The 14,764-nt window shown below is 70.1% G+C and carries 17 protein-coding genes; 8 read left to right on the top strand and 9 right to left on the bottom strand.

The window, feature by feature from the left end:
- Positions 1-22: 22 nt before the first annotated feature.
- A complete protein-coding gene (locus BZZ08_RS20840; protein ID WP_104633776.1) occupies positions 23-1,360 on the bottom strand; it encodes an MATE family efflux transporter in 1,338 nt (445 codons plus the stop codon).
- Positions 1,361-1,819: 459 nt separating this feature from the next.
- Between BZZ08_RS20840 and dnaB the strand changes: the two genes are divergently transcribed.
- Positions 1,820-3,295 carry a replicative DNA helicase gene (gene dnaB / locus BZZ08_RS20835; protein WP_104633775.1) on the top strand — a complete coding sequence of 492 codons (1,476 nt, stop codon included), beginning with the start codon at positions 1,820-1,822 and terminating at the stop codon, positions 3,293-3,295.
- Positions 3,296-3,389: 94 nt separating this feature from the next.
- The gene (locus tag BZZ08_RS20830; RefSeq protein WP_104633774.1) at positions 3,390-4,775 is read left to right on the top strand and encodes a serine hydrolase domain-containing protein; all 1,386 of its coding nucleotides are present in this window, start codon (positions 3,390-3,392) and stop codon (positions 4,773-4,775) included.
- A 79-nt stretch (positions 4,776-4,854) separates the two neighbouring features.
- Here the strand turns inward: BZZ08_RS20830 and BZZ08_RS20825 are convergent, their stop codons facing one another.
- On the bottom strand, positions 4,855-5,307 hold the full coding sequence (locus tag BZZ08_RS20825) for a GNAT family N-acetyltransferase (RefSeq protein WP_104633773.1): 453 nt from the start codon (positions 5,305-5,307) through the stop codon (positions 4,855-4,857).
- Positions 5,308-5,327: 20 nt separating this feature from the next.
- Positions 5,328-5,792, bottom strand: coding sequence for a MarR family winged helix-turn-helix transcriptional regulator (locus tag BZZ08_RS20820; RefSeq protein WP_104633772.1), 465 nt, complete (start codon positions 5,790-5,792; stop codon positions 5,328-5,330).
- Positions 5,793-5,932: 140 nt separating this feature from the next.
- On the opposite strand from BZZ08_RS20820, the gene BZZ08_RS20815 reads away from it, so the two are divergent.
- Together BZZ08_RS20815 and BZZ08_RS20810 are read left to right on the top strand one after the other, a co-directional pair.
- Positions 5,933-7,144: an MFS transporter gene (locus tag BZZ08_RS20815; RefSeq protein WP_104633771.1), complete on the top strand. Its 1,212-nt coding sequence runs from the start codon at positions 5,933-5,935 to the stop codon at positions 7,142-7,144.
- 119 nt (positions 7,145-7,263) lie between these two features.
- Entirely contained in the window at positions 7,264-7,683 is a 420-nt protein-coding gene (locus BZZ08_RS20810; protein WP_104633770.1) for a GlcG/HbpS family heme-binding protein, read from the top strand.
- A gap of 37 nt (positions 7,684-7,720) precedes the next feature.
- Here the strand turns inward: BZZ08_RS20810 and BZZ08_RS20805 are convergent, their stop codons facing one another.
- The 6 genes from BZZ08_RS20805 to BZZ08_RS20780 form a co-directional block, all read right to left on the bottom strand.
- On the bottom strand, positions 7,721-8,587 hold the full coding sequence (locus BZZ08_RS20805; protein ID WP_104633769.1) for a GNAT family N-acetyltransferase: 867 nt from the start codon (positions 8,585-8,587) through the stop codon (positions 7,721-7,723).
- Between the two features lie 78 nt (positions 8,588-8,665).
- On the bottom strand, positions 8,666-9,148 hold the full coding sequence (locus BZZ08_RS20800; RefSeq protein ID WP_104633768.1) for an NUDIX domain-containing protein: 483 nt from the start codon (positions 9,146-9,148) through the stop codon (positions 8,666-8,668).
- Between the two features lie 70 nt (positions 9,149-9,218).
- Positions 9,219-10,124, bottom strand: coding sequence for a LysR family transcriptional regulator (locus tag BZZ08_RS20795; protein WP_104633767.1), 906 nt, complete (start codon positions 10,122-10,124; stop codon positions 9,219-9,221).
- 196 nt (positions 10,125-10,320) lie between these two features.
- Positions 10,321-11,499 carry a cystathionine gamma-lyase gene (locus tag BZZ08_RS20790; RefSeq protein WP_104633766.1) on the bottom strand — a complete coding sequence of 393 codons (1,179 nt, stop codon included), beginning with the start codon at positions 11,497-11,499 and terminating at the stop codon, positions 10,321-10,323.
- Positions 11,496-11,990: a low molecular weight protein-tyrosine-phosphatase gene (locus tag BZZ08_RS20785; protein WP_104633765.1), complete on the bottom strand. Its 495-nt coding sequence runs from the start codon at positions 11,988-11,990 to the stop codon at positions 11,496-11,498. The genes BZZ08_RS20790 and BZZ08_RS20785 overlap by 4 nt, the downstream gene beginning before the upstream one ends.
- 5 nt (positions 11,991-11,995) lie before the next feature.
- On the bottom strand, positions 11,996-12,373 hold the full coding sequence (locus BZZ08_RS20780) for a phage holin family protein (RefSeq protein ID WP_104633764.1): 378 nt from the start codon (positions 12,371-12,373) through the stop codon (positions 11,996-11,998).
- A gap of 59 nt (positions 12,374-12,432) precedes the next feature.
- Here BZZ08_RS20780 and BZZ08_RS20775 point away from each other — a divergent pair, with 59 nt between their 5' ends.
- The 4 genes from BZZ08_RS20775 (at position 12,433) to BZZ08_RS20760 (ending at position 14,688) form a co-directional block, all read left to right on the top strand.
- Positions 12,433-12,750, top strand: a complete 318-nt coding sequence (locus tag BZZ08_RS20775; protein WP_053133839.1) for a cupin domain-containing protein — start codon at positions 12,433-12,435, stop codon at positions 12,748-12,750.
- Positions 12,751-12,893: 143 nt separating this feature from the next.
- Positions 12,894-13,106, top strand: a complete 213-nt coding sequence (locus BZZ08_RS20770) for a DUF5326 family protein (RefSeq protein ID WP_104633763.1) — start codon at positions 12,894-12,896, stop codon at positions 13,104-13,106.
- A 318-nt stretch (positions 13,107-13,424) separates the two neighbouring features.
- Entirely contained in the window at positions 13,425-14,150 is a 726-nt protein-coding gene (locus tag BZZ08_RS20765) for a helix-turn-helix domain-containing protein (RefSeq protein WP_104633816.1), read from the top strand.
- 100 nt (positions 14,151-14,250) lie between these two features.
- Positions 14,251-14,688 carry an SsgA family sporulation/cell division regulator gene (locus BZZ08_RS20760; RefSeq protein WP_007388906.1) on the top strand — a complete coding sequence of 146 codons (438 nt, stop codon included), beginning with the start codon at positions 14,251-14,253 and terminating at the stop codon, positions 14,686-14,688.
- Positions 14,689-14,764: the final 76 nt, after the last annotated feature.

Genomic DNA, 14,764 nt, shown 5'->3' with positions numbered 1-14,764 from the left:
TTCACCGTTTCACGTGAAACGGTCAGCGCGTCGCGCCCGTGACGATCCAGCGACCCGATCGGGTACGCAGCCACAGCGTCACCAGACGCATCGCCATCATCAGCGTCATGGCCGCCCACAGCGCGGTGAGCCCACCGCCGAGCGTCGGGACGAGAAGCGCCGCGGGAGTGAAGATCACCAGGGTCAGCAGCATGGCCCAGGCAAGGTAGGGACCGTCGCCCGCGCCCATGAGGACACCGTCCAGGACATAGACCACGCCGCAGATCGGCTGTGCGACGGCCACGATCACCAGAGCGGGCAGCGCGGCGTCCTTGACCGAGGAGTCGCCGGTGAACAGGGGCAGGAACGCCGGGCGGGACAGCACCACGAGCAGACCCAGTACGACCCCGACGGCGACGCCCCACTCCACCATCCTGCGGCAGGCGTCCCGGGCCCCCTGGGCGTCGTCCGCGCCCAGATAACGCCCGATAATGGCTTGCCCGGCGATGGCGATGGCGTCGAGAGCGAAGGCGAGCAGGCTCCACAGGGACAGCACGATCTGATGCGCGGCGATGTCTGCGTCGCCGAGTCGGGCCGCCACGGCCGTTGCGATCATGAGAATGGCCCGCAACGAGAGCGTGCGCACGAGCAGCGGCATCCCGGCCTGGGCGGAAGCCCTGATCCCGGCCACGTCCGGGCGCAGGGAGGCGCCGTGTCGTCGGGCTCCGCGGATGACCACCCACAGATAGACCGCGGCCATGCCGCACTGAGCGATGACGGTGCCCCAGGCGGAACCCGCGATGCCGAGCCCGGCACCGTAGACGAGCACGACATTGAGGACGGCGTTGGCGACGAAGCCGGCCACGGCCACATAGAGGGGGGTCCGGGTGTTCTGCAATCCCCTCAGCACACCGGTCGAGGCGAGCACGACGAGCATGGCGGGGATGCCGAGGGCGGAGATCCGCAGATAGGTGGTGGCATAGGGGGCCGCGGTGTCGGAGGCGCCGAAGAGTTCCACGAGAGAGGGGGCCGTGGGCAGAACGACCGCTATGACGGCGGCGCCGAGCAGCAGTGCGAGCCAGATGCCGTCCACCCCCTGGCGAATCGCTGCCTGCAGGTCCCCCGCGCCGACGCGCCGGGAGACGGCCGCGGTGGTGGCGTAGGCGAGGAAGACGAAAATGCTGACGGCTGTGGTGAGCAGGGCCGAGGCGATGCCGAGCCCGGCGAGCTGAGCGGTCCCGAGATGGCCGACGATGGCACTGTCGGCCATGACGAAAAGGGGCTCGGCGACGAGCGCGCCGAAGGCCGGGACTGCCAGCGCGACGATCTCTCGGTCGTGCCGACGCCGGACGGTCCGGGTACGCGCGGGGGCCTGTGTCATGAGCACCAATCTAATCGTCCACAGGTAAGAGATGCAAAGGTTGGATGACCCTTACGTTCGCTCTCGCCCCGTGTACTTCTGGGCACCATTCGAAATGATCTTGATCCGACCGGGCAAGTTTTTCTTCTGCACAGGCGGTGGACGGTAAAAGCGCAGTTCAAGCGCACTTTCTGGGCTGGGGTGCGGGCTTGTTCACAGGGCTGTCCACCGGCTCGTGCACAGGTTTGGCGGAGTTCTCCACAGCATCTGGCCAGTCGTCCACATGGCCTGTGGATAACCAGATTGGCTGACGGTGCCCGCGGGCCTACGGTTATCCGGCGCCCGCTCCGTCCGTCGGCTGTTGAACCATCACAAAACCGACGCGCCAGAACCGGAGTTGGGCGTCCTATTTGTCAGTGCCGTGCCGTAGAAATGAGGGGCACGGCGAGGTCCGCTCGGCGGACGGGAGGAGGTGGCTCGGTGAGCATTTCCGAGCCCTTGGACGACCCGTGGGCCGACAGCGGCCCCAGTGATCGTCTGCCTGCTTCCCGCCGCCGCGGTGAGGGGGGCCGCAGCCGGGAGGAGCAGCACGAGCGCGGCCCGGACAACGGGTGGGACGGCGGGGGTGCCGCGTTCGAGCGGGTGCCGCCGCAGGACCTGGACGCCGAGCAGTCCGTCCTCGGCGGGATGCTCCTGTCCAAGGACGCCATCGCCGACGTCGTCGAGATCCTCAAGGGCCACGACTTCTACAAGCCGGCCCACGAGACGGTCTACCAGGCCATCCTCGACGTCTACGCCAAGGGCGAGCCGGCCGACCCCATCACGATCGCCGCCGAACTCACCAAGCGCGGTGAGATCAACAAGGTCGGCGGCGCCTCGTATCTGCACACCCTCGTCCAGACCGTGCCGACGGCCGCGAACGCCGCGTACTACGCGGAGATCGTGCACGAGCGGGCGGTCCTGCGCCGTCTGGTGGAGGCCGGTACCCGGATCACGCAGATGGGATACGCGGCCGACGACGACGTGGACGAGATCGTCAACCGCGCCCAGGCCGAGATCTACGCCGTCACCGAGCAGCGCACCAGCGAGGACTATCTGCCGCTCGGCGACATCATGGAGGGCGCACTCGACGAGATCGAGGCGATCGGGTCGCGCAGCGGCGAGATGACCGGTGTGCCGACGGGCTTCACGGACTTCGATTCGCTGACCAACGGCCTGCACCCCGGGCAGATGATCGTCATCGCCGCACGTCCCGCGATGGGCAAGTCGACCCTCGCGCTGGACTTCGCGCGGGCCGCCTCGATCAAGAACAACCTGCCGAGCGTCATCTTCTCGCTCGAGATGGGACGCAACGAGATCGCGATGCGACTGCTGTCCGCCGAGGCCCGCGTCGCGCTGCACCACATGCGGTCGGGCACGATGACGGACGACGACTGGACCCGGCTGGCGCGCCGGATGCCCGACGTGTCGGCCGCGCCGCTCTACATCGACGACTCCCCGAACCTGTCGATGATGGAGATCCGCGCCAAGTGCCGTCGCCTCAAGCAGCGCAACGACCTCAAGCTGGTCGTCATCGACTATCTCCAGCTGATGCAGTCCGGCGGCTCGAAGCGTGCCGAGAGCCGTCAGCAGGAGGTCTCCGACATGTCCCGTAACCTCAAGCTCCTGGCGAAGGAGCTGGAGATCCCGGTCATCGCGCTCTCCCAGCTCAACCGTGGTCCGGAGCAGCGCACCGACAAGAAGCCCATGGTCTCCGACCTGCGTGAGTCCGGCTCGATCGAGCAGGACGCGGACATGGTCATCCTGCTGCACCGTGAGGACGCCTACGAGAAGGAGTCGCCGCGCGCGGGCGAGGCGGACCTGATCGTGGCCAAGCACCGTAACGGCCCGACGGCGACCATCACGGTCGCCTTCCAGGGCCACTACTCGCGCTTCGTGGACATGGCCCAGACCTGACAGCCGGCCAGGTGTGCCTCCTTCTCCCTGAACGGAGGCGGTGCCACGGGGAAATCGGCTCGACGTGAGGTGTCCCGGCCGGTGGACTGGGCACATGACGACACCTCAGGAAGAGCTGCTCCCCGCCACCCGCCGGGCATTGACGCACCGGATCGCCGTGGCGCAGGCCGAAGGGCGTACGCCGTCGCTCGTGGCGGCGGTGGTCCGGGGCGGGCGAACCGTGTGGCACGGTGCGCGGACCTCGGTCGACGGGCACGGTCCGGACGAGAACGTGCAGTACCGGATCGGCTCGATCACCAAGACGTTCACCGCGGTCCTGGTCCTTCGGTTGCGCGACGAGGGCATGCTCGATCTCGGGGATCCATTGGAGAAGCACCTGCCGGGCACCGGGGCGGGGGAGGCCACGATCGCCGAGTTGCTCGCGCACTCGGGCGGGCTGGCCGCCGAGTCACCGGCGCCCTGGTGGGAGCGGACGCCGGGCTCCATGCGCCCCGAGCTGGCCGATGTGCTGGGCGAACGGCCGCTGTTGCACCCGGTGGGCCGCCGCCACCACTACTCCAACCCCGGCTACACCCTGCTCGGCGCACTGGTCGAGAAGCTGCGGGGCGCTCCCTGGGAAGAGGTGCTGCAGCGGGAGGTGCTGGAGCCGTTGGGGCTGGAGCGTACGGCAACCCGGCCCAGTGCCCCGCAGGCCGGCGGCTGGGCGGTGCATCCCTGGGCCGATGTGATGCTGGCGGAGCCCGCCGAGGACCTCGGGCGGATGGCCCCGGCCGGTCAGCTCTGGTCCACCACGGGGGATCTGGCGCGGTTCGCCGTCTTTCTGACACAGGGGGACGACAGGGTGCTCGGGGCGGAGACCGTGCGGGAGATGCGGGCGCCCGCCGCACCGGTCGAGGCCGCGGACGTCGTGGACGGCGCGGCGTACGGACTGGGCCTGCAGGTCCAGAGCCAGGGCGGGCGGCTGCTCGTGGGGCACTCCGGCTCCCTGCCGGGCTTCCTGGCCAACCTCACCATCGGGGTGGAGGACGACGTGGCCGCGGTCGTCCTGACCAACTGCACCTCCGGGCCACTGCTCGCCGGGGTCGGGGCCGACCTCGTGCGCATCGTCGCCGAGGCGGAGCCGCGGATCCCCGAACCGTGGCGGCCACTGCGAGAGGTCGACTCCTCCGTACTGGAGCTGGCGGGGCAGTGGTACTGGGGGACGCATGCCTTCGCCCTGCGGTTGACGTCCGACGGAGGGGTCTCCCTGGGACCGCTGTCGGGCGAGGGGCGCCGCTCACGTTTCCGGCCGAACGGTGACGGCAGCTGGACGGGACTGGAGGGGTACTACGCGGGCGAGTCGCTGCGTGCGGTGAGGCGTCCGGACGGAACCGTGAGCCACCTGGACCTCGGGTCGTTCGTCTTCACGCGTCAGCCGTACGAGGAGGGCGCCGCTGTGCCGGGCGGAGTGGACCCGGAGGGATGGCGGGGGATCGGCTAGCGGCCGCCCCTGCGGATGCGGCCCTGTTTCACGTGAAACAGGGCCGCGCGCGTTGAAGGCGGGTACGGGAGCCCTGCCCTCAGAGCTGGAGCTTGAAGCCCGTGTGCGAGGCCGTGAAGCCGAGACGCTCATAGAAGCGGTGAGCGTCGGTACGGGTCTTGTCGGAGGTGAGCTGTACCAGGTGACATCCCTGCCGCCGGGACTCGTCGATCGCCCATTCGATGAGCTGTGTGCCCAGTCCGCTGCCGCGTTCGTCGCCGTGGACGCGTACCCCTTCGATGATCGAACGGACGGCGCCGCGTCGGGACAGTCCCGGGACGATCGTCAGCTGGAGCGTGCCGACGACACGGTCGTCGCGGACCGCCACCACCAGCTGCTGGTTCGGGTCGGCCCTGAGTCGTTCGAACGCGGCCAGGTACGGCCCCAGATCGTCCGGTGATTCGCGCTGTGCGCCCAGCGGGTCGTCGGCGAGCATCGCGACGACCGCCGGGATGTCCTCGGCCGTGGTGGGGCGTATTTCGAGATCTCCCATGACCGCACTCTAGAACCGCTCTAGGCGGGCACCGGTGCCTTCAGGGTCTCCACCGCCCGCACCAGCGGGGCCAGGTCGGGGTTGGTGGCCGCCTCGTCGAGGGCCTCACGCAGGGCGGCGTCATTGGTGGGCCGCGCCTCGTCCAGCAGGTGCAGGCCCGTCGCGGTGACGTTGGTGTAGATGCCGCGCCGGTCGGTGGGGCACAGGTAGCGCTCGAGCAGGCCCCGGTCCTCGAGCCGGGTGACCAGCCGGGTGGTCGCGCTCTGGCTGAGGACGACGGCGTCGGCGACCTGCTTCATCTGAAGATGCCCCCCGTCACCGTCATGCTGCCGACTGAGCACGTCGAGCAGGGAGTACTCGCGCACGCTCAGGTCGTGGCCGGCCTGCAGAGCCCGCTCGATGTGTGCCTCGATCCTCCCGTGCAGCAGGGAAAGGGCGCACCAGCCCTGGGAGAGGGCGGTGAGCGCCGGGTCCGTCGCTGTCATGTGGTTCCTCCGTCCAGGAGTGGCTGAGACCAGGGTAGACCAGCTCCGCAATTGTCGTCGCTTGCATATTGCCCGCGTCTGCAATTATTGTGGGCGAACGTAAAGCGCTACTGCAATTATCTGGGAAGGTGTACCCCTCCATGCCTCTCGCGCTTCTGGCCCTCGCGATCGGGGCCTTCGGGATCGGAACGACCGAGTTCGTGATCATGGGCTTGCTGCCCGAGGTCGCGAACGACTACGGGGTCTCCATCCCCACCGCCGGCTATCTGGTGGCCGGATACGCGCTCGGCGTGATGTTTGGCGCCCCGCTGATGACCGTGCTCGGCACCAAGGTTCCGCGCAAGCGGATGCTGATGCTGCTGATGGGCCTGTTCATCGTCGGCAACCTGGTCTCCGCCCTCGCCCCCGCCTTCTCCGTCATGCTGATCGGCCGCGTGGTCGCCTCACTCGCCCACGGCGCCTTCTTCGGCATCGGATCGGTCGTCGCGGCCGGTCTGGTCGCCCCGCACAAGAAGGCCGGCGCCATCGCGATGATGTTCACCGGCCTGACCGTCGCCAATGTCGTCGGTGTACCGCTGGGCACGCTGATCGGGCAGTCCGCCGGCTGGCGCGTCACCTTCGCCGTCGTCGCCGCGCTCGGAGTCGTCGGCCTGGCCGGAGTCGCCAAGCTGGTCCCCGACGTGCCGAGGGCCGAAGGCGTGCGGCTGCGTCACGAAATGGCCGCGTTCAAGAACGTGCAGGTCCTGCTCGCGATGGCCATGACCGTCCTCGGCTTCGGCGGGGTCTTCGCGGCCATCACCTACATCGCGCCGATGATGACCCATGTCGCGGGCTTCGCCGACGGCTCGGTCACCTGGCTGCTGGTCCTCTTCGGCCTCGGCATGGTCGGCGGCAACCTCGTCGGCGGCCGGTTCGCCGACCGCGCCCTGATGCCCATGCTGTACATCTCCCTGGGCGCCCTGTCCGTCGTACTGGCCCTCTTCACCCTCACCGCACACAACAAGATCGCGTCCGCCGTGACCGTCGTCCTGATCGGGGCCCTGGGCTTCGCCACCGTCCCCCCGCTGCAGAAGCGCGTCCTGGACCACGCCCACGGCGCCCCGACCCTGGCCTCCGCGGTGAACATCGGCGCCTTCAACCTCGGCAACGCGCTCTCCGCCTGGCTAGGCGGCGTCGTCATCGCCGCGGGCTTCGGATACACCGCCCCCAACTGGGTCGGCGCCGTGCTCGCCGCGGCCGCGTTGGTCCTCGCCGTCCTCTCGGCCGCCCTGGAACGGCGCGGGAGTGCTCCCGGCGCGCTCGTCGCAGAGTCCGTGCCCGCCGAGCAGCGGGCCGCAGCCGTCCACCACTGAACGACCCACCCCCGCCCGTGGGAAACGGAGCCAGGGCCGTCCCCGTGTCCCACGGGCCCTCACCGCCTCGACGACCACCGAGGCACCGCACCACTCGGCACGACCAAGGAGAAAGACCCATGAGCACCACCGCTGTCGCCCCGCTGACGATCCAGGACGCCGAAGAACTGGTCACCGCGGCCCACCGCGCCGCCGAGGCGGCCGACGTCACCGTCAGCGTCACGGTCCTGGACGCCGGGGGCCACCTGCTCGCCTTCCGGCGCGACGACCGCGCCGTGCTGATCTCCGGCGAGACCAGCACGCGCAAGGCCTACACGGCGCTCCAGCTGAACGCTCCCACCGCTGACCTCGTCGACGCGGTGCAGCCCGGAGGCCCCTTCCACACCCTGCCCACCGCTCTCGACCGGCCGCTGCTGTTCATCGCGGGCGGCGTGCCCGTGCACCGGGAGGGCCGGCTGATCGGCGCGATCGGGGTGGGCGGCGGCGCCCCCGAGCAGGACCACGGGTTCGCCTCGGCCGCCGTGCGGGCGCTCGCCTGACCCGTGCCCGACACTGACGGCACGGACCGTCCCGGCGTCAGCCCGCCGCGACCGTCAGCGGCGCGAAGCGCCGGGACCAGTCCCCGGGGAGCTCGGTGATCCCGTAGGTCATGACCGCGTTCGGGGCGACCGCGGAGAGGCCGCGCTCCTTCACCCACGCGAGCAGTTCCTCGTGCCGTACGTCGATGTCCGTGCGCAGCGGCCGGTCGGTGCGGGCGGCGAGCGAGCCGATCAGGGCCTTGGCCGTCTCCGTGTCACGGGCGATCAGCGGGCCCACCACGTGGGTGTCCATGTTGGGCCAGGCCGCGGCGTACCCGGTGATCCGGCCGTCCTCCTCGGCGACGCGCAGCTGGTCGGCGAAGGCGGGCAGGCGCGTGACGATGTGGGTGCGGTCGGCACCGAAGACGTCCTCGTCGAGCCGGAGGATCGTGGTGAGGTCCTCGGCGGTGGCCGCGCGAGTGACGGCCTTCGGCTCCTGCCCGCCCGGCACGAAACGGCCGCGCACCATCTCTGCCCCGCCCGTCACCTTGAAGCCGAGCTCCTCGTAGAGCGGACGGCCGTACGGTGTCGCGTGCAGGGTCAGCGGAACGGTACCCAGGCCGGAGACGACGTGGCGCATCAGCCGGCGTCCGACGCCCTGGCGGGCGTGCCGCTCGGCGACCAGCACCATGCCGATGGCGGCGAGCGCGGGGCGCTCCTGCGGTCCGTACTCGGTGACGGTGCAGGCGGCGACGAGGCCGCCGCCGGGGTCGTCGATGCCGTACCCCTTGCCGGCCGTGAGGAGGAATCCCCACTTGTGCTCCTCGCGCGGCCACCCCCGGTCCTCGGACAGGTCGGCGCAGGCGGTGAGATCGCGGAGCGTCAGACGGCGGATCGGAGCAGAGACGAGGAAAGGTGTCGGCACGCAGGTCAGGCTGTCCGACGGTGACCGTCCGCGTCCACCTCTTTCCCGTGGAACATGCGGGCTTTCGGCCATGTCGGTTCAGCCGAGGTCGGGGGCGTGCAGGGCACGCACACCCTCGATGTTGCCGTCCAGGTAATGCCGCAGCGACAGCGGCACGAGGTGGACGGAGGCGATCCCGACCCGGGTGAACGGCACTCTGACGATCTCGTACTCACCGGCGGGCTCGTCGACCTCGGGGCCGTGCCGCAGGGACGGGTCCATGGATTCCAGGTGGCAGACGAAGAAGTGCTGCACCTTCACGCCGGTCGTGCCGGCGTCCTCGCCGATGTGCTCCACGGTGTCCACGAAGCAGGGCACCACGTCGCTGATCTTGGCGCCGAGTTCCTCGTACACCTCACGGTGCAGGGCGTCCACGACGGTGGTGTCGTCCGGCTCCACCCCGCCACCGGGAGTGACCCAGTACGGATCCACACCGGGCTTGGTCCGCTTGATCAGGATCAGGTGGTCGTCGTCCAGCAGGACGGCACGAGCGGTGCGCTTGACCACGGGTCGGACGGTCATGGGAGAAATGTGGCCCGGCTGGTTCCACGTGAAACATCGTGAGGCGCGCCCGGTTCGCGTGTGCGCCGACTCAGTTCCAGTCGGCGGCCGCGCGCAGCAGCCAGTCGTGGGCCCGGGCGATGTGCGGCATCGCCAACGTGCCGGTGCGCACCACCAGGAAGTACGTCCGCAGCGGCGGCACCGGTGGGTCGTGCAGGGTGACGACGTCCCCGCGCCCCAGCGCCTCCGCGCACAGATAGCGGGGCAGGACGGCGAGCCCCGCACCCGCGACCGTGCAGGCGAGAACCGCACGCAGATCGGGGACGACGACCGTGGCCGGGACGGACGGCCGGGCGTCGAAGACGGAGGCCCAGTAGCGGGCGACGAAGGGCAGTGACTCGTGCACTTCGACCACGGGGACGTGCTGGAGAGCGGGCGCATCGGTGCCGCGGAGGTCTTCGACACCCGCACGCTCCGCCCAGTCAGGCGCGGCGACCAGGACGTGCACCTCGTCGCAGAGCGGTGTGGCCGTGAGCAGCGTGCCGCGAGGGCGAGCCGTGCCGATGGCCAGATCGTGATGCCCGGCGGCCAATCCGTCCAGGGTGTCCTCGGCGTTCCCGAACGAGGCGCGCAGGGCGAGGGCCCGGCCGTCCTCGCCGGTGAGTTCGGTGAGTGCGGGCAGCGCCCGTTCGGCGGTGAACTCGGGTGGTCCGGCCAGATGCAGGGTGCGCAGGGCGGAGTCGTCCGTCAGCCCCGTCTCGGTGATCTCCACCAGGGCGTCGAGATGCGGTGCGGTCTTGTGGGCGAGTTCGTCGCCGATGCTCGTAGGGGTCACGCCGCGGGCCTGTCGGAGGAACAGCGGGCGGCCGAGCTGGCGCTCCAACGTGCGGATCTGGGAGGTGACAGCGGGCTGGGAGAGGCCGAGCAGAGCGGCCGCGCGAGTGAAGGAACCGGCCCGGTGCACGGTGACGAAGGTGCGGAGCAAGGCCAGATCCACGGAAACCCGTCCCCTCTTCCGTTCTCCCCAGCCTCCCGGCCGTGCCCAACTATAAATATGTCGATAGGCCGCTGTCGCTACTGTGATTGGACACTGACACTGAGTCAACTAGCCTTGGTCGCGCGGTTCTTCGCGTGCGGAACCGGAGGACGGTCCGAGCCACGAGGGGGGAGGCTCGGACCGTCCGTGCGACGGTTCAGTCCGCCGTTTCGTCCAGCGCGCGCAGCAGATCCGCCACCAGGTCGTCCGGGTCCTCCGCGCCGACCGAGAGCCGGATGAAGCCCTCCGGTACCGCGTCACCGCCCCAGCGCCCGCGCCGCTCCGCCGTGGACCGCACCCCGCCGAAGCTCGTCGCGCCCTCGACGAGGTGCAGGGCGTCCAGGAAACGATCGGCACGCGCGCGCGAGGGCAGCGTGAAGGAGACGACACAGCCGTAGCGCAGCATCTGCTGCGATGCGATCTTGTGGGACGGATCGTCGGGCAGCCCGGGGTACCGCAGGCCGGTGATCTCGGGCCGTGCCCGGAGCGCTTCGGCCACCCTGAGCGCGGTGGCGTCCTGCCGGTCCACGCGCAGCTGGAGAGTGGCGATCGAGCGGTGCGCGAGCCACGCCTCCATGGGCCCGGGGATCGCGCCGACGATCTTGCGCCAACGCCGTACGGCGGCCATCGCCCCGGCGTCGCGACCGGCGACGTAGCCGAGGAGGACGTCGCCGTGGCCGGTGAGCTGCTTGGTGCCGCTGGCCACCGAGAAGTCGGCGCCGAGCTCCAGCGGGCGCTGCCCGAGCGGGGTGGCGAGGGTGTTGTCGACGGCGACCAGCGCACCGCGCGCGTGTGCCGCCTCGACGAGCCGCCGTACGTCGCACACGTCCAGCCCGGGGTTCGAGGGCGTCTCGATCCACAGCAGCTTCGCCCCGTCCAGGACGTCGAGCTGGGCGTCCTGGCCGGTCGGCGCGGTCCGCACCTCGATGCCGTACGCCTCCAGCTGCGTGCGGACCAGCGGCAGTGCCTGGTAGCCGTCGTCGGGCAGGACGGCCGTGTCGCCGGCGCGCAGCTGGGAGAAGAGCACCGAGGAGATGGCGGCCATGCCCGAGGCGAAGACGAGTGTCTCCACGCCGTCCTCTCCGGGCGCCTCCAGCTCGCCGATGGCGCTCTCAAGGCGGGTCCAGGTCGGATTCTCGTCGCGGCCGTAGGTGTACGGGCCGGTCGGTTCGCCCGGCAGATGGTAATGGGCGGCGAACACCGGGCCGGGCAGGGTCGGCTCGTGCTTGACGGGCTCGGGCAGCCCGGCCCGCACCGCGCGGGTGCCGTCACCGGGGCCGGAAGGGGATCTCTCCGTGCCGGTGCCTGCGCTGTCGTTCGTAGCGGAATCGCTCATGCCGCCCGTCCTTCCACTTGCTCGCGTACCGCGGCGAGCAGTCCGGTGCTCGCCGCCTCCACCATCTCAAGGCATTCCTCGAAGCCGTCCTGGCCCCCGTAGTACGGGTCCGGGACATCCAGGTCACCGCCCTGCGCGGCGGGGTCGTACGACCGCAGCAGGCGCACCTTGGCCGCGTCCCGCTCCGTGGGGGCGAGACGCCGCAGGGCCCGCAGGTGCCCGGCGTCGAGGGCGACGACCAGGTCGAGACGGGAGAACCAGGACTGCTGGAACTGCCGGGCCGTGTGGTCGAGACCGTAACCGTGCTCCGCCAGGACGGCCACGGTGCGCGGGTCCGCGCCCTCGCCCTCGTGCCAGCCGTCGGTGCCGGCGCTGTCGGCCTCGACCAGGCCGTCGAGCCCGGCGTCCGCCACGCGCGCGTGGAAGACGGCCTCGGCCATCGGGGAGCGGCAGATGTTGCCCGTGCACACGAAACAGACGCGGTAGGTCATCGGGATCAGTCCCCGTCGGGCAGGAACGCGTTGAGGGCCCAGGAGACGATCGAGATGATCAGGCCGCCCAGGACGGCGGTCCAGAACCCTTCGACGTGGAAGCTCACGTCGAGCTTGTCGGCCACCCACGACGTGAGCAACAGCATCAGCGCGTTGACCACCAGCGTGAACAGGCCGAGCGTCAGGATGAACAGCGGGAAGGTCAGCACCTGCACGATCGGCTTGACCACCATGTTGACCAGGCCGAACACCAGGGCGACCACGATCAGGGTGACGGCCTTCTCCCCGGTGCTGCCGCCGGTCAGGGTGATCTTGTCGAGCAGCCACACGGCGACCGCGAGGGCGCCCGCGTTGGCGATCGTCTTGACTAGGAAATTCTTCATGTGTCTGATCGTGGCAGATGCGATCGGACACGAACGGTGAGGCAGGGGCGGACGAGGCGATGAAGGCATTCCGGCTGGACGAACTGGAGGCGGAGCGCGCCGCCAACGACGGTGCCTATCTGCAGTTCCTGCGGGAGCGGAACATGTCGGTCGGCCTGTACGCCCTCGACGCGGGGACGGCCGACCCGCAGAAGCCGCACGCGCAGGACGAGGTGTACTTCGTGGTGAGCGGCCGGGCCGCGATCACCGTCGGCATGGAGACCACCCAGGTCGCCCGCGGCAGCGTGGTCTACGTGCCGGCCGGGGTCGCCCACAAGTTCCATCACATCAGCGAGGACCTGCGGGTTCTGGTGGTGTTCTCTCCGCCGGAGAGCTGAGGCCCGGTCCCGGGGTTCCCTAGGGGATCGGTCAGGGGGAGACAAGGGATGCCAGGCCCCTGTCGTGGCGCTCGCGGCCCTAGCATCGGGTGCAGGACATCAGAGGACTCCCCAGGAGTCCCCGAAAGGTAAGGGCAAGGGCGATGCGAGAGATCTTCACGGGACTTCCGTGGTGGGTGAAGTGGATCGCGGTGCCGGTCATCGCCCTGGTCGTGTTCGGCGGGCTGATCGCCAGCGTGGTCGGGTTCGTGATCGGACTGCTGTTCAAGCTGCTGGTCTTCGTCGCGCTCGTCGGCGGACTGGTCTACGTCGTACGCAAGTTCATGTCGAGCTCGTCGTCGCGCAGCGACTGGTGAGAGCCGTGGGACACCGGTGGCGGTAACAGGAACCACCGGTTCCCTCGGGCGAGGGAAGTTTCCCGGACGGGCCGTCGGTGAGCGGTGACCGGCGGTTAGAGTCCGGAACTCCAGGCGGGGGCGACCTCGCGAACGGCGCACACCCCCACCCGTGTTCTCCGCACGGGCTGCCACCTCGCGTTCCGGGAGTGACCCTTGGCCACGGCTGACACCGCATTCGCTCAGCTGCACGCCCTTCCCGTGCAGCCCCGCTCGACGCCCGGGACATCCCCCGCACCGTCCGCCGCCGACCCGCCCTCCGCGACGTTGATCGGCTCCGTGCAGCGGGCGATGCGCCTGCTCGAGTGCGTCGCCGAGCACCAGTACGGAGCCCCCGCCAAACAACTGGCCCGCGAGACGGGGCTCGCGCTGCCCACGGCGTACCACCTGCTGCGCACCCTGGTCCACGAGGGCTATCTGCGCCGGGACAAGGGGCTGTTCTTCCTCGGCGAGGCCGCCGAGCGGCTGGGCAGCAGCGGGGCCGAGCAGAAACGTCGCAGCACGGTGGTGGACACCATGGCGCGCTGGCGGGACGCGATCGGCGTCCCCGTGTACTACGCCATGTACCGGGACGGCGAGATCGAGGTGATGTGCGTCTCCGACACCCCGGGCAATCCGGCGGTCGAGGAGTGGGCGGACTTCCGCGAGACCGGGCACGCGCACGCCATCGGGCAGTGCCTGCTCTCCCAGCTCGACGAGGACGCCCGCCGCGACCACTTGGACCGCTACCCGGTGCAGCCGATCACGCCGTACACGGTGCGTGACGGACACAGTCTGCTGAGGCGGCTGGAACGCATGCGCCGGATGACGCCGGTGATCGAGCGCCAGGAGTACGCGCTGGGGACGGTGTGCGCGGCGATCCCGATCACCGTCGGCACCACGGCCGCCACGATGGCCATCTCACTGCCCCTGCATCAGGCGGGCCGGCTGCTGCCCTCGGCCCAGCGCTTGCAGAACGAGGTGGGGCGGCGTCTGGGCTCGCTCGCGCTCTCTATCAGTATCTGAAAACTCACTCCTTGTGATCTGGTGTGTACGTTGAGCAAGATGCCACCAGTGTTAGAGGTTTGATTCCCGGACAGTCGACGGCGAATGACGGGGTAGGCGAATGGGCGAGTCCGTACAGGCGGAGGTCATGATGAGCTTTCTCGTGTCCGAGGAACTCTCTTTCCGCATCCCGGTGGAGCTGCGCTACGAGACCCGGGATCCCTATGCCGTACGCCTGACCTTCCATCTGCCCGGAGACGCGCCGGTGACCTGGGCCTTCGGCCGGGAGTTGCTGGTCGACGGGGTGGGCCGGCCGTGCGGCGACGGTGACGTGCGCATCGCACCGGTCGACCCCGAGCCCCTGGCCGAGGTGCTGATCCGTCTTCAGGTCGGCAGCGACCAGGCCCTGTTCCGCTCCTCGGCGGCGCCCCTCGTGGCCTTCCTCGACCGCACCGACAAGCTGGTGCCCCTGGGCCAGGAGGGTGCGCTCGCCGACTTCGACAGCCACCTCGACGAAGCCCTGGACCGCATCCTGGCCGAGGAGCAGAGCGCGGGCTGAACCGTTACGGCAGTCCCGGGGCGGTGGCGTAACGCTTCGCCGGGCGTCTCAGCGCTTACGGCGCCGGCCCCGCCCG

Origin of the sequence: Streptomyces sp. MH60 (assembly GCF_002939385.1) — a bacterium.
In the GTDB taxonomy this organism is placed as follows: domain Bacteria; phylum Actinomycetota; class Actinomycetes; order Streptomycetales; family Streptomycetaceae; genus Streptomyces.
This window is presented reverse-complemented; position numbering and strand designations above follow the sequence as displayed.